Genomic DNA, 23,243 nt, shown 5'->3' on the forward strand with positions numbered 1-23,243 from the left:
TCACGATTCTTCCTCCATTTTCTTAATAAAAGTAAAAATAGGTTCAAAGTGGGCAGTCATTGTTTTCTGTGCATGAAGCAGATCATTATCCTTAATAGCATCAACAATTTCATTGTGCTGTTTGTACGATTCTATTAAGGAATCCTGATTCTCTGTCAAATCTATTCTTACGAGAGCAAAGTACTGATGAATAATTTCACTGAAGTCATAAAAGGTATCATTATCAGTTGCTTTAATAAGGGATTGATGGAAAATACGATCGAATTTCTTTGTATCTCCATTGGTTGTAATCGCTTGGAGATAGGACTCATTTATTTCTTTTAGCTGTTGTATATCCAATGGAACCTGCTTTTCAATAATCAGGCGCAATGCCCCAAGTTCGATGACCTTTCGAATTTCGATTAATTCCCTTATTTTTACACCGTATGTTTCATAATGATGTTTTAAAATGGAATTGATCGTTCCAAGCTTCGTGTCTGCAATGTAGATTCCGCCACCGGGCTTAATCTTTAAAATACCCACAGCTTGAAGTGAGATTAATGCTTCTCTTACTACAGTTCGACTTACCTTCAGCTGCTCCGTAAGCTCCTTTTCCGTTAAAAATTTATCATTTGGTTTTAACTTATTTTCTAGAATAGAGTTTTTTATTCTTTCGATAACAATATTTACTAGAGAAGTCTTCTGAATTTCCACGTTGATCCCTCGTTTTTTTCCTAAATCATATCATATTTTCATAGTTCGAATGAAACCCCTTACGAAAAGTGTTGACATTTTGTGAAAACCCTTTTATGATGAAAATGAAAATTGGTCTGACAATATTATAACTTTATGAATGCGTTTTAGCAATTTAAAACTAAAGGAGGAATTTTCATGAAAGGTATATTTTCAGCGTTACTCGTTCCTTTTGATGATCAGGGAAGAATTAAAGAACAGGGGTTACGGGAAGTAATCAGAAATAATATCGACGTGCAGCAGGTTGATGGGTTATATGTAAACGGAAGCTCTGGGGAGAACTTCATGCTGACAACCGATCAAAAGAAGAAAATTTTTGAAATTACACATGAAGAAACGAATGGAGCGGTTAAACTAATCGCACAAGTTGGCTCAATTAATCTAGATGAGGCTGTGGAACTTGGGAAGTATGCAACAGAATTGGGGTATGACAGTCTTTCAGCTGTTACGCCATTCTATTATAAATTTACGTTTGACGAGATTAAGAATTACTATGAAACGATTATAGAAGCAACAGGCAACAATATGATTATTTATGCTATTCCTGCTTTGACAGGCGTATCCATGTCATTGGAACAGTTTGATGTGCTTTTCCAAAATGAAAAAGTTATCGGTGTTAAATATACAGATGGCAATTTCTTTATGTTAGAGCGTCTGCGTAAGAAATACCCAAATAAACTGATCTATTCAGGATTTGACGAAATGCTAATATATGGTGCGGTCTCTGGTGTAGACGGTGCAATTGGAAGTACCTATAATATCCATGGTAATCTTGCAAAACAAATTTTTGAAATGGTGCAGCAGGGAGAAGTTGCCAGCGCCTATGAAGTGCAGCATGTTATGAACGATATCATAGAAAAAGTTTTAGAGCTTGGGTTGTATCAGACATTGAAGGAGATATTGAATGTGAAGGGCATCGATGCCGGAACAGTGAAGCAGCCAATGAGTTCATTTGATCCAGCTAAAAGGGAAGCTGTGGAAAAACTGGTGAGAGATTTTAATTTGTGATTTAAGTCGAAAGTGTACTCGTATTTTTTCTGTACAAGTGAGCAATTAATAGTTTAAAACACATACTTCTCAGACGAAAAGCATTTTTATGCAGAATCATGCACCCTCAGGAAGCTTGAATTTCAATAATAATAATAGAATAAGAGTTTCTAAGAAATAAATAAGCTTTAAGACCAAACAAGGAAAAGCAGTTGAACTGCTTTTCCTATCAATTAATTTTTTGAATAATAAATATTTAAGCGCATACAAAGAGGGGGAAAAATAATGGAAAAAGTGGGTCTTGGTACAGTAAACTGGATCGTATTAGTTGTTTATTTAATCGCTATGCTTGGCGTAGGTCTATACTTCACGAAAAAGGCCGGTAAAGATACGGATGCCTTCTTTAAAGCAAGTGGTAAAATTCCTGCATGGGCAGCGGGCTTCAGTATTTATGCGACAACTTTGAGTGCGATTACATTTATGTCTACTCCAGAGCAGGCATTTTTAACGGACTGGTCCTATGCAGCAGGAAACCTTGCAATATTTGCAATTATACCGATTTTGATTTATTTCTACATTCCTTTCTTCAGAAAACTTAATATAACAACAGCGTATGAATATCTCGAAGAAAGATTCGGCCCTTCACTAAGGGTGATAGGGAGCTTATTATTTGTTTTATTTCATATTGGACGTGTAGCGATTGTTATTTATTTGCCAACATTAGCCATTACTTCCGTTTCAGAAATTAATCCAGTGCTTATTGCTGCAGCTGTTGGAGGGTTATGTATTATCTACACATTCTTAGGTGGTATGGAAGGTGTAATCTGGAGTGATGTTATTCAAGGGATTATACTACTTGGCGGTGCAATATTAGTTGTTGTACTTGGTATATCCGCAGTTAATGGTGGTTTCTCAACTGTATTAAATGATGCGATTTCGAATGAAAAATTTATTACAGCGCAAAACTTTCAGTTTGGTACTGCAGCTGCAGCAATACCAATTATTTTCCTTGGTTCCATTTTTAATAATCTGCATCAGTATACAGCGAGTCAGGATGTTGTACAGCGCTACCAGACAACAAGTTCTATCAAGGATACAAATAAATCCTTGTGGACAAATGGAATTCTTGCATTAATCACAATTCCTATATTTTATGGTATGGGAACGGTGCTTTACAGCTATTACAGTAATGTGGAAGCACTTCCTGATGGGTTTAACACTTCAGCAATCGTTCCATATTTTATTGTGACTTCATTGCCAGTAGGTGTTGCGGGTTTACTAATTGCTGCTATTTTTGCGGCTGCTCAATCTACCATTTCATCAAGTCTTAACAGTATTTCAGCTTGTATATTGGTTGATTTTAAACAGCGATTTTTCAATCATAAGAAAACAAATGATGTCGCACTTGCAAGATGGGTAGTAATCATTACTGGTGTTCTTGGATTAGCTGTTGCTTTGTATCTCATTTCCACGAATCGTGCAGAAACATGGAACTTATTTTTGGCTATAACCGGATTATTCGGTGTGCCAATTGCTGGTATATTTGCACTCGGGATCTTCACGAAACGAGCAAATGCTCCAGGTGTATTGGTTGGACTATTCCTAAGTGCAATAGCTTCGTACTTTATCCAGCAAACGGAGTTAACCCCATTTGCTGTAAGTATGGTATCTTTCTTTACATCATTTGGGTTTGGATATATCGCAAGCTTTTTCTTTCCTAAATTCCATAAAAACACAACTGGTCTTACAATATTCAGTAAAAATGAAAAGTATGTAAAAGAAAAAATAGGAGCTTAAAATAAGGATCGAGTAATCACTGACGGAAGTGATTACTCGTTTTTTTCATATTGCTATTATCTATGAATGGATTAAAAGCAACCGTTTCGAGAAATTCCATAAATCATGTTTCTCATTACCTAAGTACTTGTATTCTTATCCAATATTAAATAACATGAAAGAACATAAATAAAAGAAGCCTATTTAAGGAGTGTCTAAATGAAATTGCCAAGAATTGCTATGATTGGACTTGGAGGCATTGCACAAAAAGCTTATTTACCAACTTTAACGAAAGAAATGAAGTGGCAATTTGTCGGGGCCTTTTCCCCGAACGAGAAAAAAAGAAAGCAAATTTGCCAGCAGTATCGAATTCAGGATTTTCATAGTATGTCAGCATTAATACAAGCAAGTGACGCGGTATTTGTCCATAGCTCAACGGAGTCCCATTTTGAAGTAGTATCGGAACTTCTTAAAAATGGAAAAGATGTTTATGTGGATAAGCCACTTGCTGCTACAGTTGAAGAAGCGGAAAAACTAGTTGAGTTAAGTGAAAAAAACCGTCGAAAACTAATGGTTGGATTTAATCGTCGTTTTGCACCGATGTATGTGGAAGCGAAGCAAAGGGCAGAGGATCCTGCTGCGATTTATGTTGAGAAACACCGTACAAATAACATTGGTCCGGCGAGTTGCCGTTTTACGATGCTTGACGATTACATTCACATCGTTGACTTGATGAGGTGGTTTCATGGTGGTGAATTGAAGTTGATGTATCAAAAGATGACAACTAATTTGACTGAACAGCTCGTTTTTGCTCAGCATGTTTTCGAAGCTGAAAATGGAGCTTCATTTAATCTTTCAATGCATCGAAAGGCTGGAACGAGTTTAGAGCAATTAAAGTTACTTACAGATGGAGCACTAATTCGTGTGAAAAACTTGAATGTGATGGAAACTGTTCAAGAAGATAAACTTACCATACAGACTTCCCCATCCTGGGAAACGACCTTAAAGCAAAAAGGATTTGTTGACGCGGTTGAACATTTCGTGGAATGTGTTACCAACGACTCACAACTTCTTGTCGATGGAGTAGAGGGATTAAAATCACAATTAGTTGTCGAAGAGTTACTGACTAAAGCTGGAATTTAAACTGACTAAACTCCTTACTTGATGGTAGGGAGTTTTTCATTCTATTATGATTCATAACAGATTGCTATTTTTTGCTTGGTGTCTGGTAAAAAAACAAAATAATGAAAGCGTTTAACAACTTCCTCTTTAAAGAGGAAAAACAATGCGTGTTAATGAAACCGCTTTAGCTGTACGATAAATATAGGTTCAAAAACAAACTACATTATAATTCAGGGGGAATTATCAGATGAAAAATATATTATTAGCATGCTCATCAGGAATGTCAACAAGTCTTTTAGTGAACAAGATGAAGGAATCAGCTGCTTCGAAAGGGATTGAAGTCAATATTTGGGCTGTTGCACAAGATAAGGCACCAACTGAAATCGAAAAGGCAGATGTTCTTTTAATCGGCCCGCAAATGAGATTTATGAAGAAGAAATTCTCTGTAGTCGCAGAGAAAGCTGGAGTTCCATTAGACATTATTGATCCCATGGCTTATGGTCGCGTAGATGGAGAAGCGGTTTTAAATAAAGCATTGGAGTTAATTGGTGAATAGTCACCAAGAGGGGGAGCATAAAAATGAACAAGTTTATGGAGGTCTTGGAAAATATACTGTTACCAATTGCGGACAAGCTTAACAATAACAAATATTTGACAGCTCTGCGTGATGGCTTCATGGTTTCACTACCATTAATTATTTTTGGTTCAATATTCGTTGTTCTGGCAAATCTGCCATTTTTAGATAAATTGATTGGGGAAGAAGCATTTGCAACGTATCAAACTGCATTAGGGCCAGCTTCAGCCGCAACCTTAAGTATTATGGGTCTGTTTGTCATTATTGGTATTGGATATAAGCTAACCGAGCAATATGGTTTGGAAGCTATTTATGGTGGAGCAGCTGCCTTAGCTTCGTTTTTAATCTTAACACCGCAAGTTCTTGAGGGAGTGGCAGGTGTTATTCCAACAGTAAGCTTAGGTGCACAAGGTATGTTCTTAGGAATCATTACGGCATTTGTTTCTGCTGAGCTATATCGGTTTTTTACTCAGAAAAATTGGACAATCAAAATGCCACCAGGCGTTCCGGATGCAGTTTCTAAATCATTTAGCGCATTAATTCCAATCACATTAACGTTATCATTATTTTTAATAATTCGTATTATTTTCAGCTATACACCATTTGAAACCATACAGAACTTTATCTATACCATTATTCAACAGCCATTGACTACTCTAGGCAGTGGTTTGCCAGCAACTATTGTTGCAGTACTTTTAATCCAAGTTTTCTGGTTCTTTGGCTTACATGGTCAGATTATCGTAAACTCTGTATTTGATCCAATTTGGTACACCTTAAACGATGAAAATTTACAAGCATTCCAGGCAGGTCTTGAGTTGCCAAATGTTGTAACAAAACAGTTTATTGATACTTTCTTAGTCGGTATGGGTGGAACAGGTATGACATTAGCGGTTATCATTCTGATCTTTATGATAGGGCGAAGCAGGCAGTTAAAAGAGCTAGGGAAGCTTGGCGCGCCAGCGGGCATATTCAACGTAAACGAGCCAATTATCTTTGGATTGCCGATTGTTATGAACCCATTAGTCCTGATTCCTTGGATTATCGCTCCAGTTGTTATAACGATTATTACGTATATTGCAATGTCAACTGGAATCGTACCGAAGCCAGCTGGAATTATTGTCCCATGGACTACACCGCCGCTGATAAGTGGATTTTTAGCAACAGGCAATGCGTGGCAAGGTGCAGTACTGCAGGCATTTAATTTAATGGTCGTAATGGTAATCTGGTGGCCGTTCTTGAAAATTCTGGATAAAAACTATTATGAGAAAGAGAAAAGTAGCAATAAGTAGATAGATTATTGGCCCCAATTATGCGGGGCCACTCTATTCTTAAGATGATAGATTAGCAACTTATGAGAGGTGACTGCGAATGGATAATATAACAGAAATTGCATTTCAAATTATTTTATATGCAGGAAATGGTCGTTCTAGTGCGATGGAGGCTATTCAAGATGCAAAAGAGGGTAATTTTGAAGAAGCTGATCAAAAAATAGCAGAAGCAGGTGAAGAGCTAACGAAGGCACATGGTTTCCAGACAAAGCTATTACAGGAAGAAGCTAATGGGGAAGCGGCAAATGTAAATGTGATTTTAATTCATTCACAGGACCATTTAATGAACGCTATGACTGTGAGGGATTTAGCAGTAGAATTTATTGAACTCTATCGCAGCAAATAATGAGGAGGTATATGAAATGTCAGTTCAATATAAATTTCCGGAAGGATTTTGGTGGGGAAGTGCAACATCGGCAACGCAAATGGAGGGAGCTGCCAATGCGGGAGGAAAGGGAAAAAATATCTGGGACCATTGGTACGAAGTCGAACCAAATCGCTTTTTTGAAGGTGTAGGTCCAGAATCCACATCTGACTTTTATTACCGTTATAAAGAAGATATCCAATTAATGAAGGAAATTGGTCACAATACATTCCGTTTATCAATCTCCTGGTCTCGGCTAATCCCTGGTGGACGTGGTGAAGTAAATCAAGAGGCTGTGAAGTTCTATAATCATGTAATTGATGAACTGCTTGCTAATGGGGTTGAGCCTTTTGTAAACCTATACCATTTTGATATGCCATTCGAGTTACAAGAAGAAGGTGGCTGGGAAAGCAGATCTGTTGTTGATGCATATGCAGCATATGCCAAAGAAGCTTTTCATCTATTTGGTGATCGTGTTTCCAAATGGTTTACATTTAACGAGCCAATTGTTCCGGTAGAAGGCGGTTATCTTTATGATTTTCATTATCCTAATGTAGTCGATGGAAGACGTGCAGTACAAGTTGCTTTTCATACAATGGTTGCTCATGCAAAAGCAGTGGAGATTTTCCGTACATGTGATATTAGCGAAGGAAAAATTGGTATCATTTTAAATCTGACGCCATCTTATCCGCGTAGTCAAAACCCTGCTGACTTAAGAGCATCACAAATTGCAGATTTATTTTTCAACCGTAGCTTCCTGGATCCAGCTGTCTTAGGGGAGTACCCTGAAGAATTAATTGAAATTCTACGTGAACATGGTCAATTACCTATGACAGAAAATGGAGATCGTGAGCTAATTAAAGCAAACACTGCTGATATTCTAGGTGTCAATTATTATCAGCCACGTCGTGTAAAAGCAAAGGAACATTTGCCAAACCCTTATGGACCTTTCATGCCAGATTGGTTTTTCGATAACTATGAAATGCCAGGTCGTAAAATGAATCCTTATCGCGGATGGGAAATTTACGAAAAAGGTATCTATGACATTATGATTAATCTAAAAGAAAACTATGGCAATATTGAATCCTTCATCTCAGAAAATGGTATGGGAGTTCAAAATGAAGAACGCTTCTTAGAAGACGGAGAAATCCAGGACGACTACCGAATTGACTTTATCCGTGAGCATTTAAAGTGGTTGCATCAAGCAATCCAGGAAGGGTGTAATGCAAAGGGCTACCACCTCTGGACATTTATGGACAACTGGTCATGGATGAACGCCTATAAAAACCGCTATGGGTTCTTTTCAGTTGATGTAAAGACAAAAGAACGCACACCGAAGAAAAGTGCACACTGGATCAAAGAAGTGTCTGAGCGTAACGGCTTTTAATAAGAATTGAATTGTTTTTCTAAAGAATATCCTATAGAACATGATGCGGACTCAAAAAAGGTGTATAGAAGATTCCATTATAATAGTATTTTTTTCTAAAAGGCTCTGGTTCTGCATAGGTATCAGAGCCTTTTATGGTTAAAATAATGATAGAGGGCAAGGTTAGTGATAAAAGATTCATGTTAATCGTAATTGGTACACCGAAAGAGGGTGGATTAAGAAAATGCTAGAATACAGAATGAAAGCGATATTACGAGAATTAATCGCAGTTGAATCTCCTATTACAGGGACGTACTTAGCTTCTATAACACAAGTATCCGTACGAACTACGAGAGAAGATATTAAAAATCTTTCGATGCTACTAGAGGGAAATGGAGCTATGATTGAGTCATTAAAGGGCAAGGGATATCAGCTGAAAATTATGGAAGAACAACTTTTCCGAGATTTTTTAACAGAAATATCAAATGTTGGTCAGTCGATAAACGGATTTGTTCCAAAGACACCGGAAGAAAGAACGAAATATATCATCATACGACTTCTGCTTCATAAGAATTATATTAAGTTAGATGATTTAGCTGATGAGATGTATATCAGCAGGTCTACTATTCAAAATGATTTAAAGCAAGTTAGAGAAATACTATTTAAATACGAACTTAGTTTAGATGTGCGTCCAAATTATGGTTTGAAAGTAAAAGGGAATGAAATGAAACTCCGTTTTTGTATGGCAGAATATATTTTTGATTGGAATGAAGATATTGGAGAGCAATTGATGGATCCATATCTAGCTTCCTTTGATCAGAAAGTACTTGATGGTTTTTTAAAGATTATCATCAAGCAAATTAACGCTCATTCCATCACGCTATCAGACATAGCATTGAATAATTTACTCGTTCATATTGCCATTGCTTATAAGCGAATAAAAAGTGGTAATCATGTGAAATTATACAATATGGATTTACAGGATATTTTAAAACAAAAAGAATACAAAGTTGCGCAGGAAATCGTAAAAGAGATAGAAGAAAAGTTCCAAGTTGAATTTCCACAATTGGAGGTAGCCTATATTGCAATACATTTACTTGGAACAAAAATGCTTTCTCAGGCGAATGATGCCGTTGAAGAGGTAATTGATGAGGATATTCTTCATCTTGTCACATCGGCATTGAATAAAATCGAGCAAGAATTAAACCTTGGAATTAACGAGGATAAGGAGTTAATACTTGGGTTAAGTCTTCATTTGAAGCCGGCTGTTAATCGGTATAAGTATGGAATGAACATCCGTAATCCGATGCTGGAAGATATAAAAAAGAATTATCCATTAGCATTTGAAGCAGCTGTTTATGCCGGAATAATTATCGGAGAAGAAACAGGGACTGAAATAGATGAACCTGAGGTTGGCTATATTGCCCTTCATATAGGAGCAGCGATAGAAAGAAGAAAGCTGAAAAGTGGACCAAAGCGCTGTTTAATCATATGTGCGTCAGGCTTTGGAACAGCGCAATTAATCTATTATAAATTGAAAAATCAATTTGGTAAGGATTTAGATATTGTTGGAACAACAGAATATTATAAATTACGTGATTATAGTTTGTATGATATAGATTTTATTGTCAGTTCAATTCCAATTCAAGATAATATCCCAGTACCAGTTGTTCAAGTTAATGCCATTTTAGGAGATCAAGATTTAACAAAAATTGGGCGATTTATAGGGGAACAGGGTCAATCTATAAATACCTATTTTAGTGAAGAGCTAATGTTTCCTCGGAAAAAACACCAAACGATGGATGAGGTTTTGAGCTTTCTAAATGATGAATTGCTAAAGAAAGGTTTAGTGGATGAGACGTTTCTAGAAGCGGTATACGGAAGGGAGGAAGTTGCTCCTACTTCGTATGGCAATTTAGTGGCAATACCACATCCAATCACACCAAAAACAGAAAAAACCTTTCTGACTGTATGTACATTAGAAAAGCCAATAAAATGGGGGGACAAACCTGTTCAATTTATATGCCTTCTATGTGTTAAGAAAGATTCACAAGAAGACCTGCAGGCAATGTACGAAATGCTCGGAGAGATAATTGATAGTAGTACGATGGTTGAAAGGTTGATTAAAGCCAGGGATTATAAAGAGTTTGTTGGGAGTTTATAAAATAAAGAGCTGCGTGACATTTTTAAATATCCGAGCGAAACATCTCTCTGCAACAAATTCTTTCCCATTCTTATTTCTATCTAACCGAATAAATTGCATTCCCCCACCTTTTCCCTTAAGCTAAACAGTAGAACCCCCATAGAAAGAGGTAGCAACATGCAAAAAAAGTTAATTATTTTTGACATAGATGGAACGTTGTATAACGATGAGAAACAACTCCCTGCATCAACAAAGGAAGCTATTCAAACGCTTCAAGGAGAAGGACATGAAATTGCAATTGCGACTGGCCGTTCACCCTTTAATTTTAAAAACCTGCGTGAAGTGTTAAATATCAATACGTTTGTAGGTTTTAATGGGCAATATGTTGTAAGGGACGATGAAATCGTTTATAAAAACCCAATCAAACGCGATTTGCTGGAACAATTAACTGTCCATGCTAGGAAGCATGGGCATCCGCTGATCTACATGGATCATGAAGGCTGGTATTCGAATGTGGAAGAGCATGCTGAATTGGCAGAGGCAATCGATTCGTTGAAAGTGAATAATAAAGTGGGATTTGATCCCAGTTTCTATGAAAATAATGAAATCTACCAAACGCTGCTTTTTTGTAAGAATGAGCATGAATCAGCATACAAAGAAGCAGTAGATCAGCTTGATTTTGTCCGCTGGCATCAATATTCTGTCGATGTTTTGCCATTAGGTGGGTCAAAGGCGATGGGCATTGAAAATCTAGTAAATCATTTAGGTGTTTCGCCTGAACACGTATATGCATTTGGTGATGGATTAAACGATGTTGAAATGCTTACGTATGTTCATAATAGTGTTGCAATGGGAAATGGACATGATTTAGCTAAAAAAGCTGCGAAATTTGTGACAAAAGATGTAGGGGAAGATGGAATTTTACACGGACTGCAGTTGGTCGGTCTGTTGAAGTAAATTAATCTAGAAATAGGGCAGTCGATTTGACTGCCCTCCATCCACCGTCGCTAAAGCACCAAATCCAAAACTAACGCACCATCCGTCCTGGCTAAAGCACCAAACCCAAAACTAACGCACCATCCGTCCTGGTTAAAGCACCAAACCCAAAACTAACGCACCATCCGCCATCTCTATGACACCAAACCCAAAACTAACGCACCATCCGCCATCTCTATGACACCAAACCCAAAACTAACGCACCATCTCTCATCTCTATGACACCAAATCCAAAATTAACGCACCATCCCTCATCTCTATGACACCAAAACCATCCCCCATCTCTATGACACCAAACCGAAAGCTAACGCACGATCCATCCAAACAGTAAAGAGTCATTCATTAAGATATAAACATAATACTATGAAAGCGCCTGCCCGCCATTTACATGCAACGTTTGTCCAGTTACGAATCTTGAATCATCTGAGGCAAGATAGACAAATGTGGGAGCCACTTCAAACGGCTGGCCTTGACGATCCATTGGATTACCTGCAAGGGGAACTTGGTCGGCGGAAAAGCTGGATGGAATGAGTGGGGTCCAAATCCGTCCGGGTGCAATTGCGTTAACACGTATTCCTTTACGTACTAAGCTGTTTGCCAATGCTCGTGTAAAGCCGATGTTTGCACCTTTAGTTGCTGTGTAATCAATGAGCTGATCATTTCCATCAAAAGCGACAACAGAAGAGGTGTTAATAATGGAGCTACCTGCTTCTAAGTATTTAAGTGCAGCGCGTGTGGTGTAAAAATGGGAATAGATATTTACCTTGAATGTGTCATCGAATTGTTCATCGGTAATATCGAGCAAACTTAGTTGTTGAAATTGAATACCTACATGATTGCACAGAATGTCAAGCTTCCCGAAAGTATTAATTGTCTCTTCAACAATAGCGATACATTGCTGTTTGTTTCTAAGGTCACCAGGTAACAGGAGACACTCTCTGCCAAGCTCGTGGATTCTGTTTTTCGTTCGGTTTGCATCATCATGTTCATCCAAATAGGAAATGGCAATATCTGCTCCTTCTTTTGCAAAAGCAATTGCCGCAGCAGCTCCCATTCCACTGTCACCGCCAGTAATCAGAGCAACTTTACCTTTTAACTTTCCACTTCCTTTATAATTCGGATTTTCGATGATTGGTCTCGGTACCATTTTGGCTTCTACACCTGGCTGTCGATATTGACGTTGTTCAGGAACCGTAATAGCGATATCCTCATACCGCGTTATTTTTCCGTAATTGGGATACATAGGATAAGTTTGCTCGTCTCCATAATCCTTTGTCATTCTATTTCCTCCTCCATCATTCATACTGAAATTAATTTATGAAAAATGGGCGGATGTTGTGCATCGGTTAAATGTACGTGCTCATGAACGGTGTGAGGTGAATAAAGTAATTGGAAAGCATAGGCAGGAGGGGTTTATAATGATGCATGATTATTACAATCCAGAGGTAAAACTGTTATTAGTTACGCATTCCGACGAAAAAGAAAAAATGCGATATGATGATAACCCGAATTTGTGGCTTGTTCCGAAAATCGGGCCAAGACCACCTTATTACTGCAATCCGAGATATGAGCAGTATTATCCGATTATTTAACTGTTAAGGCATAGCCCGGCTAATTCTAGCTGGGTTATTTTAAAACTATCTTTTTATATAAGTTCAACTAAGACATTCGTTAAAAGCTTGCGAATGCCAAGTTTTCTTTGCTTGACCAAATACCTATCTATAAGCTACATTAGACTATTGTACAACTAGAATTAGCAGGAGATGAATTTTACGTGAAAAACATGTTTCAAAATAAATGGGCAGTCATTGGTATTGCAATCTTTTGCTCGCTTTTATGGGGGAGTGCTTTTCCTGTTTTAAAGGTAAGCTATGAAGAACTGCAAATGGCACCTGATGATACCTTTGCAAAAATTGTCTTTGCCGGCTGGCGCTTTTTACTAGCTGGACTTATTGTGCTTGTTGGACTGCTTCTAACCAACCCAAAGAAAGTTATCATTACAAAAAGACAGCTGATGGTCATTGTTATCCTTGGATTTATTCAAACTTCGTTACAATACTTTTTCTTTTACAATGGTTTAGCAAAAGTGTCAGGTATGCAAGGATCGATTTTATCAGCAAGTGCCACCTTCTTTACCGTTATCCTAGCACATTACTACTACAAAAATGATCGGATGAATTGGAAAAAAGTTATTGGCCTAATCGCCGGTTTTTCCGGGATTATCGTTGCGAATTGGGGACAGGAATTTGAGCTGGCATTTCAATTTACTGGGGAAGGCTACATGATATTAGCTGCGCTGACAGGTGCAATTGGAACGATTATGGCAAAAGAATTAGCGGTTGGTATCCATCCATTCGCATTGACAGGCTGGCAGCTAACAATAGGTGCTGTGCTTTTACTTGCGGTCGGCTATCCGCAGCTAGGTGAAAATGCAATTATCTTTAATGGTCTCGGTACGGCTTTATTTATCTATTCCGCAATTTTATCGGCCGTTGCATTTGCGCTCTGGTATTCGATTTTAAAATATAATAAAGCTGGCGAGATAAGTATTTACAAATTTGTTGTTCCTGTGTCGGGAACTGTGCTATCCGCGATGTTTATTCCTGGAGAGACGTTAAATGTATTTATTCTTTTTTCGATTTTGCTAGTTGCAGTTGGAATTATTGTGATTAATTGGCGGGGACGAGCTTCCTGATTCATGACTAAGAACTTAGTTAGTTAAAATTTTTTCATGGTATGGGGTATCCGAACGTTGTTGGGTGTCCGTTTTGAGGTGCGATTGGAGCATAATAAAAAAATAGAATGAAGAGTGAGCCATTGTTGATAGAGTTTCAAACACCAGATGAAAGCCATTTGTTCGGACGCGTTCTGGAGAAAAATTAAGGATTGTGACGGGATGGAAAACGTTCAACAGTGGTACGTCGTTTGAATAAGTTTTTCCATGATTTCGTTCCATGCGCTGGTGCCGTATCCTCTAAGATCCGTCATCTGTCCAATATATAATAAAATAGACGTAAAAATGCAATACAAATGGATACTCCAGGATAGCAGATAACTTTTAACAATTTAAATATAGTGGTGGAAGTAAGGTAATAATACGCAAAGAAAGTATTGTTGGGGAAGGCGGTAAGATTCCGTGTATCTCTAAATAAAAGGTAATTTCATCTAAGGAGTTTTTCAGCATGATACATAAAAAGCACTCGACAGGGGCATTGATTACCGGTTTAGTCACGCTTTTCGGATTTAGTATAATGGTGATTTTTGCAGTCAATCAAGATATTACGAACTTTGATCGTACAGTGATTACCTATTTTCAAGAATTCGAAACATCAACACTAACGTCCATCATGAAGTTTTTCACATTCATTGGCTCTTTTTCTGCCATGCTTGTCATTGTTCTGCTGACTTCTCTGTTTCTATATGTTGTAATGAAACATCGATTAGAAATCATTTTACTTTGGTCGGTTGTTATTAGTACGCCAATCCTAAATTGGATTTTAAAACAAATCTTTCATCGAGCACGTCCAGAGTTTCATCGTCTAATTGATATTGGTGGTTATAGTTTTCCTAGTGGTCATGCAATGAATGCCTTTGCATTTTATGGCATTCTAGCATTCCTCTTATGGCGTCATATTCCAAATCGCACTGGACGTACTATCTTAATACTATTTAGCAGCCTATTTATTGTTTTGATTGGAATCAGTAGAGTCTATCTTGGTGTACATTATCCGAGTGATATTATTGGTGGATACTTCGCTAGTGGATTTTGGCTAACAATTGTAGTTGGACTTTTTCAGAAATATAGAGATAAGCACTTTGAAAAGATCAAACTGCTGAAAAAGAGGGATTATAGATAATTTTATCCCGTATATTGCACAAACGGTTGATTATAGAACACCTGTAGAAAAACTTGATGAAACAGCTCGTTTTGATGGAAGTTGCTACCCTGACAGGACTAGAGGGGGAAGTGACGGTCATCTGTGATAAAGAAGAAGCAAACCTTTTATCTGTAAATTTGTTCTATGAAATTGTGACTGGAAACGTACTGCGGATGAAGCTTATGCCGGTGAAAGGATTACGTCTTTCCCGCTTATCGAACGCAAAAAACTTCTGAATCAGCTGGAATTCCATTCGGAAAAGACAGTGCAGGTTCAATGGGGCGAAGGGGTGGCGTGCCGTATTTCCATTTAGTAAAGGAATAAGACCTGGAAGGGATTGTCCTGAAGCGAAAGGATTCGAAGTATCATATCAATAAACGTTCCCATCAATGGCTGAAGGTCATTAATTATAAATATATCGACGTGATGATAACGGAAATGGTGAAGAAGGACCGTTCGTTTCTATTAAGCTCATCGAAGACGGGAAACCCATTGGATTAATGGAATTTGTGCCTGTCCATGCTAGAAAAAAGATTTATAGAGAAGCGGAAAGTCGCGGCGTGAGGGAAACGGATAAAACCATACGTTTTAACGGATTTCCGAAAGAAGTCTCCCATCCTCAAGGAATGTGAATGGCATTATGGCGTTAGCCTAATGAGTAGGTGGGAGATGAATTTCGGTTGGCGATAGCCAAGCATCCCTTCCTACGATATAATAAGAACATATATTCTTTATCGAAGCAGGTGAATGGATATGACGAAGCAACATAAAGCCTTCAAATTTCGATTATTACCGAATAAAGACCAAGTAATATTTCTTGCTAAAACGTTTGGGTGTGTTCGTTTTGTCTACAACAAAATGTTAGCAGACCGTAAAGAAACGTATGAGAAATACAAAAACGACAAAGAAAAATGCAAAAAACAAAAGTTTCCGACCCCTGCTACCTATAAAAGTGAATTTCCATTCCTAAAAGAAGTCGATTCATTGGCTTTGGCAAATGCACAGATTAACTTGCAAGTAGCTTATAAAAACTTCTTTGAAGGTCGTGCAAACTACCCGAAATTCAAAAGCCAAAAAGATAAACAATCTTATACAACAAATATGGTAAATGAGAATATCAAATTGAAAGATCGCCATATCAAATTGCCCAAAATAAAACAGACACTAAAAATCAAACAGCATCGAGACCTCCCTGCTGATTATAAAATAAAGTCCTGTACGATTACCAAAACAAAATCAGGAAAATACTATATTTCTATTTTGACAGAATATGAGAAAGAGATTAAGCCTGTAAACGTTCAACATGTTGTCGGATTAGACTTTGCAATGGATGGTCTATATGTTGAAAGCGAACAGGGTGAGAAAGCCAATTACCCTCGTTTCTATTGTCAATCATTAGACAAACTAGCAAAGGAACAGCGTATTTTATCTCGAAAAAAGTATGGTTCTGCACGATGGGAAAAACAACGATTGAAAGTAGCTCGATTGCAAGAAAAAACCGCAAATCAACGTAAAAACTTCCTTCATCATAAGTCAAAAGAATTGGCTTCAAACTACGATGCGGTTAGTATAGAGGACTTAGATATGAAAGGTATGTCTAAAACCCTTTACTTTGGTAAAAGCGTTCATGATAATGGGTGGGGTATGTTCACTACGTTTTTAGAATACAAGCTAAAAGAACTGGGGAAGCAACTCATGAAAATTGACAAATGGTTTCCTTCTACTAAAAAATGTTCTTGTTGTGGTGCAGAAAAGCCTATGGCGCTATCTGACCGTACATACCAATGCTCTTGCGGTTATGTGGCAGATCGTGACTACAATTCAGCTATCAATATCAAGAATGAAGGATTACGCTTATTAGCATTATCATAGAAACAAAAACTCTTGGAACAAGAGGGTTAGCTCGGTCATTTTTCGTTAGCTAGTAAAAGTAACGATAAGTCGAGAAGCCCCCACTTCAAGCAGACCATAAGGTTAGCTAAGTGGTGGGTAGTTCACTCAAGGCATTCCATGTAATGTGACATTCCGTAACTGGACACGCAATCAAAAATAAAGAATACCATCCTTCCATCAATTCATTTCTTAGAATCGAGGAAAGAGTATTAAAAAAAGGAGTTTGGAATCGAACCCAAGCTCCTTTTGCCTTTAAGGGATACCGTCAGGAAAATGCGGATTAACAACGTTAAGACAGTTTTAGTGGTCTTAGAGTATGTAACGCAACCTCTTCTCGGATGATGTCACCATATAAATGGATTGGTTACATTGGTCTATTAGGTTTGCAGCCAGATTATATGGCGCTTTGCTCCTCCGGTTTTCACCAGGTTTTCTCTTAGCGTACACAGTCTACCATATTATAGCAATTCTGCTTCCTATCGTCTGTTGCGCTGCTGCAATACTTAGATTAAAAATTGTTCTTTGCTACTCAATAAATTTGATTATTTAATTACGACGGATTGCAACGAGACGTGAACATTTCCCAGTCAGAAACAATCGGTCTACCCACCTCTAAATCCCAGCTTCCTGCTACTGCACCAAAAACATCATAATCCCAATGGCATTTATATTGGTTCCATAAACTTCCGTTGTCGTTTCGGATACCACTATAGTTTCTTCCTAATTCATTCCAAGCAGCCTCCATTGTTGGCCCCCAAAGTCTGACGGACCACTTTGGTTCCATTGAATATGTGTAATAACCCCCACGTGTAGAAGTCCATACGTTATTAAAGTATTCATCAAGATTTCCGCTAAGTGCGATTTCGATTTCTCCTATAGCGTTATCGCTTAAAAGACGCGTAACTACATCATTTTGCTCCCCTTCTGGAAAGGATTCTACATAAGATTCCAGTCTCACTCCAACTTCATCAATCCAATCACGGTTATCTTCCAAGTATTGATCTCTTTCCTCAGAAGGTACAGCGTCAACTGTTTCGATTGCGTCCTTTAAATATTTAAATTCATCCGTTTCAGTTGCTGCGGAAACTGGATTAAAATTACCCAATACCATAAGAGTAGTTAATGCAATGAAAGCCGCCGTTTTCAGTTTGTTTTTCATTCTGATTTCTCCTCTCATTCTACTTAAAAATAGTTTGTAGTTTTAGTTGATTAATAGAAATGTTTCAATGCTTTATTGCCTTATTGCCCGTCAGTATCACTCCCTCCGTCTATCACACCTGAGCCCATTAGTAAAACTACCTAAGTACCACCCCTGTCTCTTTCCATTCTAGTAAACTACCCCTTAAAACCAAATAGGATAGTATTACTGTTTTTTGTAAATTTTTTGTAAATTAGTTATATTTGTTAGTAGTGAATTGCTATTAGAAGCGTAATTCACGGCTTTCAGTGATTATTCCGTTCTTTAAAATCAGGTTTTGACAAATGTATCACACTTCGCTATAATCATTTATATCGTAGTACGCTATAAGGAAGGTGGTGTTTGATTGGATAAAAGAATACGTAGGTTTTATATGCCAATGACAGAAACCAGCTTTTATATCCTGTTTGCTTTGCAAAGTGAAATGCATGGTTATAGTATCATGAAACACGTAAAAACCCTCACAAAAGGTGAAATAGATTTAGGGGCAGGGACGGTTTATACCAGTTTGTCCAAAATGGAGAAAGATGGGCTAATTGTTCTTGTGAAAACAGAGAGCAATCGAAAATTTTATAAAATCACTGATTTAGGACGTGAAATATTAGACATTGAAATCCTGCGTATTGAAAGATTATATAAAAACACAAGAGCATAGGGAGGGATGCAATAATGACTGAAAAGAAAACAATCAGAAGGAGCTTTTATATATCCGATTTTGAGGAGGAGCAAGAATTTTTATCCTCTCAACACAACGCTGGATGGAGATTGACCGATACAAGAGGCAAGAAATATCTTTTTGAAAAATGCGATAAAGAAGCTGCTATCTATCAGATAGACTTTAATCCGAAAGAGCAGCGTAAAAGTGAATATGTACAATTATTTACTGATTTTGGATGGGAATTCGTGGCTGAAAAAGACGGCAGATTTTATTTTTCAAAACCTGCTTTACAGTGTAGCGAAGAAAAAATATTCAGTGATCGTGAAACGAAACTCGCTATGTGCAGAAAGATTATCAAGCGCAAACTGGTTCAACTTATCCCTCTAACAGTCATTTCGGTTATCATTTCATGTGTATTAGCATTAAATATGTTTCTTTATAGCTTCTTCCCATTAGGCATCATTTTCATTGTATCGCTGATATGGCTTGGCGGATTAATATTGACTCTTTACTCCACGAAATATTTATCAGGATTTTTCAAACTCAAGAAAATAATTGAAAATATGGATTAGAATTAGAAAGGAGACATGATTATGTATGGTTTGTTAAATATCGGAAGCCTTGTGCTGGGTTTGATTGCATGGATATTGCCTATTGCAAGTCTGGCAAAGCGTAATAAAGATAATAACAAAACTTGGGTTTTATTTTCGATAGCAAGTTTTAGTGCCTGTGTAATCTCGCTATGTTTTCAAATTTTATATAACGATTACTTAGTCAGGATAGAGGATTGGTCGGCTCTTATGGACACCTCTAAGGGTGTGGTTCGTCTTTCTTTCCTGCTTTCTATAGTTACTATTGTACTTAATGTAATTACTGCAATTGTATATAACAAAAAAAGTAAATGATAGCTACTCATAGATAGATGGAACATGAAAAGCACTTCCATTCTAAGAAAACAACCGTCTTCAGCTGTAAGGGTCGTTAATGGAAGTAATCAAAGCCTAATTTCTCACTAAAACTACCGAGAAATTAGGCTTATTTTATATCTGGATTCCCTAACGTTGTTAATACGCATTTTCCTGACGCTACCCCTTTTCGCTAAAGCACCAAACGCAAAAATAAGGCACCACCGGCACACGCTAAAGCACCAAACGCAAAAAATAAGACACCATCGCCACACGCTAAAGCACCAAACGCAAGAATAAGACACCATCCCGCCCTTCTAAAGCACCAAACGCAAAAAATAAGACACCATCCCCGCCCTGCTAAAGCACCAAACGCAAAAATAAGACACCATCTCAGCACGCACTTCCAAAATAAGTAGCATTTCCACACAATCATTCCACTATAATGCAGAAGGCAATCTTTGATTTCTCCCCCTAATCACGTATACAATGTCTTAGGAAGGAGTTTTTACAATGAATATAAATTATCAGTTACCTGAAAATATAAACCAACAACTAGAAGAAACGCAAAAAGCAAGACAAGCAGAGGAGTTTCAAGATTTAATTCGGCCTGGTGGCTATGTGCCGCCACATATGGATTTGCTAACGGATGCTATTACTGCGTTAAGTATGGGAAAAAATGTCTTGTTAAAAGGTCCTACTGGAGCGGGAAAAACGAAATTTGCGGAGACGCTATCCCAGCTGTTCCAGCAGCCGATGTTCAGTGTGAACTGCTCGGTGGATTTGGATGCGGAAAGCTTGCTTGGGTTTAAAACACTTGCTTACGAAGGTGAAAAGCAGGTGATTGAGTTTATCCCGGGACCGGTGACAAATGCGATGAAGGCTGGTTGCTTCTTATATATTGATGAGGTAAACATGGCTAAGCCGGAAACATTGCCGCTTATTAATGGGGTGCTTGATTATCGGAGAACAATCACGAATCCATTTACAAATGAAATGATTACTGCCAAGGAAGGTTTTGGCGTGATTGCTGCGATTAATGAAGGGTATATTGGTACTGTTCCGCTTAACGAAGCGTTGAAAAACCGTTTTATCGTCATTGAGGTTCCATACATCGAGGGCGAGCAATTGAAGCAACTTATCGTTTCCAATACAAAGTTGGCAGATGAGACATTAATTAATTTATTTGTAAAATTATCTGGAGATTTAATTACAGCTGTCTTTCAAGGAAAGCTATCCGAGGATGCGGCATCAATTCGTGCGTTACTTGATGCGTGTGATTTGAGTGTCTTGATACCTCCCAAACGTGCTATTTTACGTTCAATCGTTGACAAATTGGATGAAGAGCGAGAACGTGAATTTGTGAAGAACTTAGCTGAAACGCTATTTTAAAAAGGAGAATGCCGGATGACCCGTTTCCATGATTCGAAAGTGGACACCAAACTTTTTATGCAGTTACAGGATCTAGCGACCGTTTTATCTGGAAATCCGAATCTAGACTTTGAATATAGCTATGGCTCACAAATTGACCTAGTCGATGAAAGAGTTACAGTGAGCCAGATTTGGCGTAAGCTGGATCAGGACACGAAGGAAGCAGGATTTAAATCGGATGTGCTTCTAAGGACGATTGGTACGCTGCATTATTCTGATATACCCACGGTGCAAGCATATATGGAAAGTATTCAAGAATCCGATCTTCCTAAATTCGCTACACAATTATTCGCACTCCTTGAGGATATTCGATTAGAAGAAATTGTGAAAAAAAACCGTCCGGGAACAGTGGCGATGTTCAAAAAACGGAGAAATTATTTAAGAAATTACTTTGACATGCAATTAGCAGCAAATGTGACGAGAAGCTTTGCGCTCGATGAATTATTTTGCCTTATTTATTTACTGATTCAGGCAGACAGTCCGGATCCTAATTTCCCGAGGGCAAATGAGGAGCAGCTGTCACATCTTGAACAGCTGAAGCCGCTGCTTTATTCTGTTTATGAAGCAAGAAGTACGGATGCAACCGTAAGAATTTGCGAGCAAATTGTCTTTCGATTGAACCGCGATTATAAGGATTCCATTAATGAATATTTTATTTTTCCAATTGGCCATCTGGAGACCTATACGAAAAACACCCTTTTTGATGAGCTAACTCGTACCGATGAATTGGTCAATGACGATGAAGACGAGGTGGATAAGGAAAAAAGCGAATACTTCGATGAGACGTTTTCTACCTGGCACCGCGAAAATAAAAATGAAGACCGGAAGCAAAACTTCCTGCAATTTGAGCTGGAGCAAGGTTCGAAAACAAGCATGCTAGGTGGCGGAGCACGCGAAACGGAGGATGCCGATCAGGCGATGGCTTCCATTCAAGGAACGTCCGGCGAAAGTAAGCAAGAGGACTATTCGAAGATGGAAGCAGTGGATAAGCAGGCGGCGAAGGACCAGAAGCAAGGATCGGAAAGCAGCTATGGGGAAGAGAATGCTGATGCTGTTAAGCTGATAAAAGAGGCGCATGCCCCGTCAAGAGAAGATGAGGAGCTTTACCGAGAATATGTAGCGGAAATTGATCTGTTCCACCGCAAGCTTGCAAATACGATTAAGAAGACAATCGAACATAAGAAAACGACACCGCGAAAAGACCTGCTTGCAGGACGATTATCGAGAAACTTACTGCCGCTTGTATTGGATGATACGTCACGAGTTTTTTATAAAAAGGATCAGGAATCGAAAGAATTCGATGCGGTTTTTACATTGCTAATTGACTGTTCGGCTTCCATGGTTGGAAAAATGGAAGAAACGAAAAAAGGAATTGTGCTGTTTCATGAGGTGCTGAAGCAATTACAAATACCTCATTCCATCATCGGATTCTGGGAGGATGCGAATGAAGTAAGGGAAGGCTATCAGCCAAATTATTTTCATATAATTCATGCCCATACCGATTCCTTTTATCAAAACAATGGTCCAAAAATCATGCAGCTCGAGCCTGAAGAGGATAATCGTGATGGCTTCAGCATTCGTGTCGCCTTAAAGGATTTAGAAGCACGACGCGAGAAAAATAAATTCCTTTTAGTATTTTCCGATGGAGAGCCCGCAGCAGCTGGCTATGATCAAAATGGCATTGTCGATACACATCTCGCTGTTTCCGAAGCGCGCAAAAAAGGAATTGATGTTATCGGAATGTTTTTGTCCGATGGTGAAATTGGCGAGCGTGAAGATGCAACGATGGAAAATATCTATGGCAGGGAACGTGTGATGGTACCAAGTGTCGCTGAATTACCGGAGCATTTTGCACCGCTTTTGAAGAAACTGTTGTTAAAAGCCATATAGAT

22 protein-coding genes are annotated in these 23,243 nt (G+C 38.1%); 19 read left to right on the top strand and 3 right to left on the bottom strand.

All coding sequences use genetic code 11. The features are described 5' to 3' along the window. Positions 1 to 693 (bottom strand): FadR/GntR family transcriptional regulator, encoded by a 693-nt coding sequence (locus tag D1B32_RS17405; protein ID WP_118889991.1) that lies wholly within the window; start codon positions 691 to 693, stop codon positions 1 to 3. Positions 694 to 870: 177 nt separating this feature from the next. Here D1B32_RS17405 and D1B32_RS17410 point away from each other — a divergent pair, with 177 nt between their 5' ends. The 9 genes from D1B32_RS17410 to D1B32_RS17450 all read left to right on the top strand — a co-directional run bounded on the left by D1B32_RS17410 (position 871) and on the right by D1B32_RS17450 (position 11,349). Beyond that, positions 871 to 1,740, top strand: coding sequence for an N-acetylneuraminate lyase (locus D1B32_RS17410; protein ID WP_118889992.1), 870 nt, complete (start codon positions 871 to 873; stop codon positions 1,738 to 1,740). A 264-nt stretch (positions 1,741 to 2,004) separates the two neighbouring features. Beyond that, entirely contained in the window at positions 2,005 to 3,516 is a 1,512-nt protein-coding gene (locus D1B32_RS17415) for a sodium:solute symporter family protein (RefSeq protein ID WP_118889993.1), read from the top strand. Between the two features lie 198 nt (positions 3,517 to 3,714). After that, positions 3,715 to 4,638: a Gfo/Idh/MocA family protein gene (locus tag D1B32_RS17420; RefSeq protein WP_118889994.1), complete on the top strand. Its 924-nt coding sequence runs from the start codon at positions 3,715 to 3,717 to the stop codon at positions 4,636 to 4,638. Positions 4,639 to 4,864: 226 nt separating this feature from the next. After that, a complete protein-coding gene (locus tag D1B32_RS17425) occupies positions 4,865 to 5,173 on the top strand; it encodes a PTS sugar transporter subunit IIB (RefSeq protein ID WP_095308298.1) in 309 nt (102 codons plus the stop codon). 23 nt (positions 5,174 to 5,196) lie between these two features. Further along, positions 5,197 to 6,480, top strand: a complete 1,284-nt coding sequence (celB, locus tag D1B32_RS17430) for a PTS cellobiose transporter subunit IIC (RefSeq protein ID WP_118889995.1) — start codon at positions 5,197 to 5,199, stop codon at positions 6,478 to 6,480. Between the two features lie 79 nt (positions 6,481 to 6,559). Next, positions 6,560 to 6,865: a PTS sugar transporter subunit IIA gene (locus D1B32_RS17435; RefSeq protein ID WP_095308300.1), complete on the top strand. Its 306-nt coding sequence runs from the start codon at positions 6,560 to 6,562 to the stop codon at positions 6,863 to 6,865. Positions 6,866 to 6,881: 16 nt separating this feature from the next. Continuing rightward, a complete protein-coding gene (locus D1B32_RS17440) occupies positions 6,882 to 8,270 on the top strand; it encodes a 6-phospho-beta-glucosidase GmuD (RefSeq protein WP_118889996.1) in 1,389 nt (462 codons plus the stop codon). 223 nt (positions 8,271 to 8,493) lie between these two features. Beyond that, positions 8,494 to 10,413, top strand: coding sequence for a BglG family transcription antiterminator (locus tag D1B32_RS17445; RefSeq protein ID WP_118889997.1), 1,920 nt, complete (start codon positions 8,494 to 8,496; stop codon positions 10,411 to 10,413). A gap of 156 nt (positions 10,414 to 10,569) precedes the next feature. Then, positions 10,570 to 11,349, top strand: coding sequence for a Cof-type HAD-IIB family hydrolase (locus D1B32_RS17450; protein ID WP_118889998.1), 780 nt, complete (start codon positions 10,570 to 10,572; stop codon positions 11,347 to 11,349). 400 nt (positions 11,350 to 11,749) lie between these two features. On the opposite strand, the gene D1B32_RS17455 is transcribed toward D1B32_RS17450, so the two are convergent. Further along, on the bottom strand, positions 11,750 to 12,667 hold the full coding sequence (locus tag D1B32_RS17455; RefSeq protein WP_118889999.1) for an SDR family oxidoreductase: 918 nt from the start codon (positions 12,665 to 12,667) through the stop codon (positions 11,750 to 11,752). A gap of 139 nt (positions 12,668 to 12,806) precedes the next feature. On the opposite strand from D1B32_RS17455, the gene D1B32_RS24045 reads away from it, so the two are divergent. From D1B32_RS24045 to D1B32_RS17475, 5 genes are all read left to right on the top strand, one after another. Next, entirely contained in the window at positions 12,807 to 12,980 is a 174-nt protein-coding gene (locus tag D1B32_RS24045; RefSeq protein ID WP_168927297.1) for a hypothetical protein, read from the top strand. 191 nt (positions 12,981 to 13,171) lie between these two features. After that, the gene (locus D1B32_RS17460; RefSeq protein ID WP_240033829.1) at positions 13,172 to 14,083 is read left to right on the top strand and encodes a DMT family transporter; all 912 of its coding nucleotides are present in this window, start codon (positions 13,172 to 13,174) and stop codon (positions 14,081 to 14,083) included. Positions 14,084 to 14,570: 487 nt separating this feature from the next. After that, entirely contained in the window at positions 14,571 to 15,245 is a 675-nt protein-coding gene (locus tag D1B32_RS17465) for a phosphatase PAP2 family protein (RefSeq protein WP_095308312.1), read from the top strand. 56 nt (positions 15,246 to 15,301) lie between these two features. Next, positions 15,302 to 15,502: a hypothetical protein gene (locus D1B32_RS17470; protein ID WP_095308313.1), complete on the top strand. Its 201-nt coding sequence runs from the start codon at positions 15,302 to 15,304 to the stop codon at positions 15,500 to 15,502. 517 nt (positions 15,503 to 16,019) lie between these two features. Then, positions 16,020 to 17,138: an RNA-guided endonuclease TnpB family protein gene (locus tag D1B32_RS17475; RefSeq protein WP_118890000.1), complete on the top strand. Its 1,119-nt coding sequence runs from the start codon at positions 16,020 to 16,022 to the stop codon at positions 17,136 to 17,138. A gap of 571 nt (positions 17,139 to 17,709) precedes the next feature. Here D1B32_RS17475 and D1B32_RS17480 read toward each other — a convergent pair. Further along, positions 17,710 to 18,318 (bottom strand): DUF2599 domain-containing protein, encoded by a 609-nt coding sequence (locus D1B32_RS17480; protein WP_158586288.1) that lies wholly within the window; start codon positions 18,316 to 18,318, stop codon positions 17,710 to 17,712. 385 nt (positions 18,319 to 18,703) lie between these two features. On the opposite strand from D1B32_RS17480, the gene D1B32_RS17485 reads away from it, so the two are divergent. The 5 genes from D1B32_RS17485 (at position 18,704) to D1B32_RS17510 (ending at position 23,241) form a co-directional block, all read left to right on the top strand. After that, on the top strand, positions 18,704 to 19,012 hold the full coding sequence (locus D1B32_RS17485) for a PadR family transcriptional regulator (RefSeq protein WP_095308316.1): 309 nt from the start codon (positions 18,704 to 18,706) through the stop codon (positions 19,010 to 19,012). A 14-nt stretch (positions 19,013 to 19,026) separates the two neighbouring features. Further along, a complete protein-coding gene (locus tag D1B32_RS17490) occupies positions 19,027 to 19,587 on the top strand; it encodes a DUF2812 domain-containing protein (protein ID WP_118890002.1) in 561 nt (186 codons plus the stop codon). A gap of 21 nt (positions 19,588 to 19,608) precedes the next feature. Continuing rightward, positions 19,609 to 19,920 (top strand): hypothetical protein, encoded by a 312-nt coding sequence (locus D1B32_RS17495; protein WP_187393113.1) that lies wholly within the window; start codon positions 19,609 to 19,611, stop codon positions 19,918 to 19,920. Between the two features lie 513 nt (positions 19,921 to 20,433). After that, entirely contained in the window at positions 20,434 to 21,312 is an 879-nt protein-coding gene (locus D1B32_RS17505) for an ATP-binding protein (RefSeq protein WP_118890004.1), read from the top strand. A gap of 15 nt (positions 21,313 to 21,327) precedes the next feature. Next, positions 21,328 to 23,241: a vWA domain-containing protein gene (locus tag D1B32_RS17510; RefSeq protein WP_118890005.1), complete on the top strand. Its 1,914-nt coding sequence runs from the start codon at positions 21,328 to 21,330 to the stop codon at positions 23,239 to 23,241. Positions 23,242 to 23,243 lie beyond the last annotated feature (2 nt).

Source organism: Oceanobacillus profundus (genome assembly GCF_003515705.1).
In the GTDB taxonomy this organism is placed as follows: domain Bacteria; phylum Bacillota; class Bacilli; order Bacillales; family Amphibacillaceae; genus Oceanobacillus; species Oceanobacillus profundus.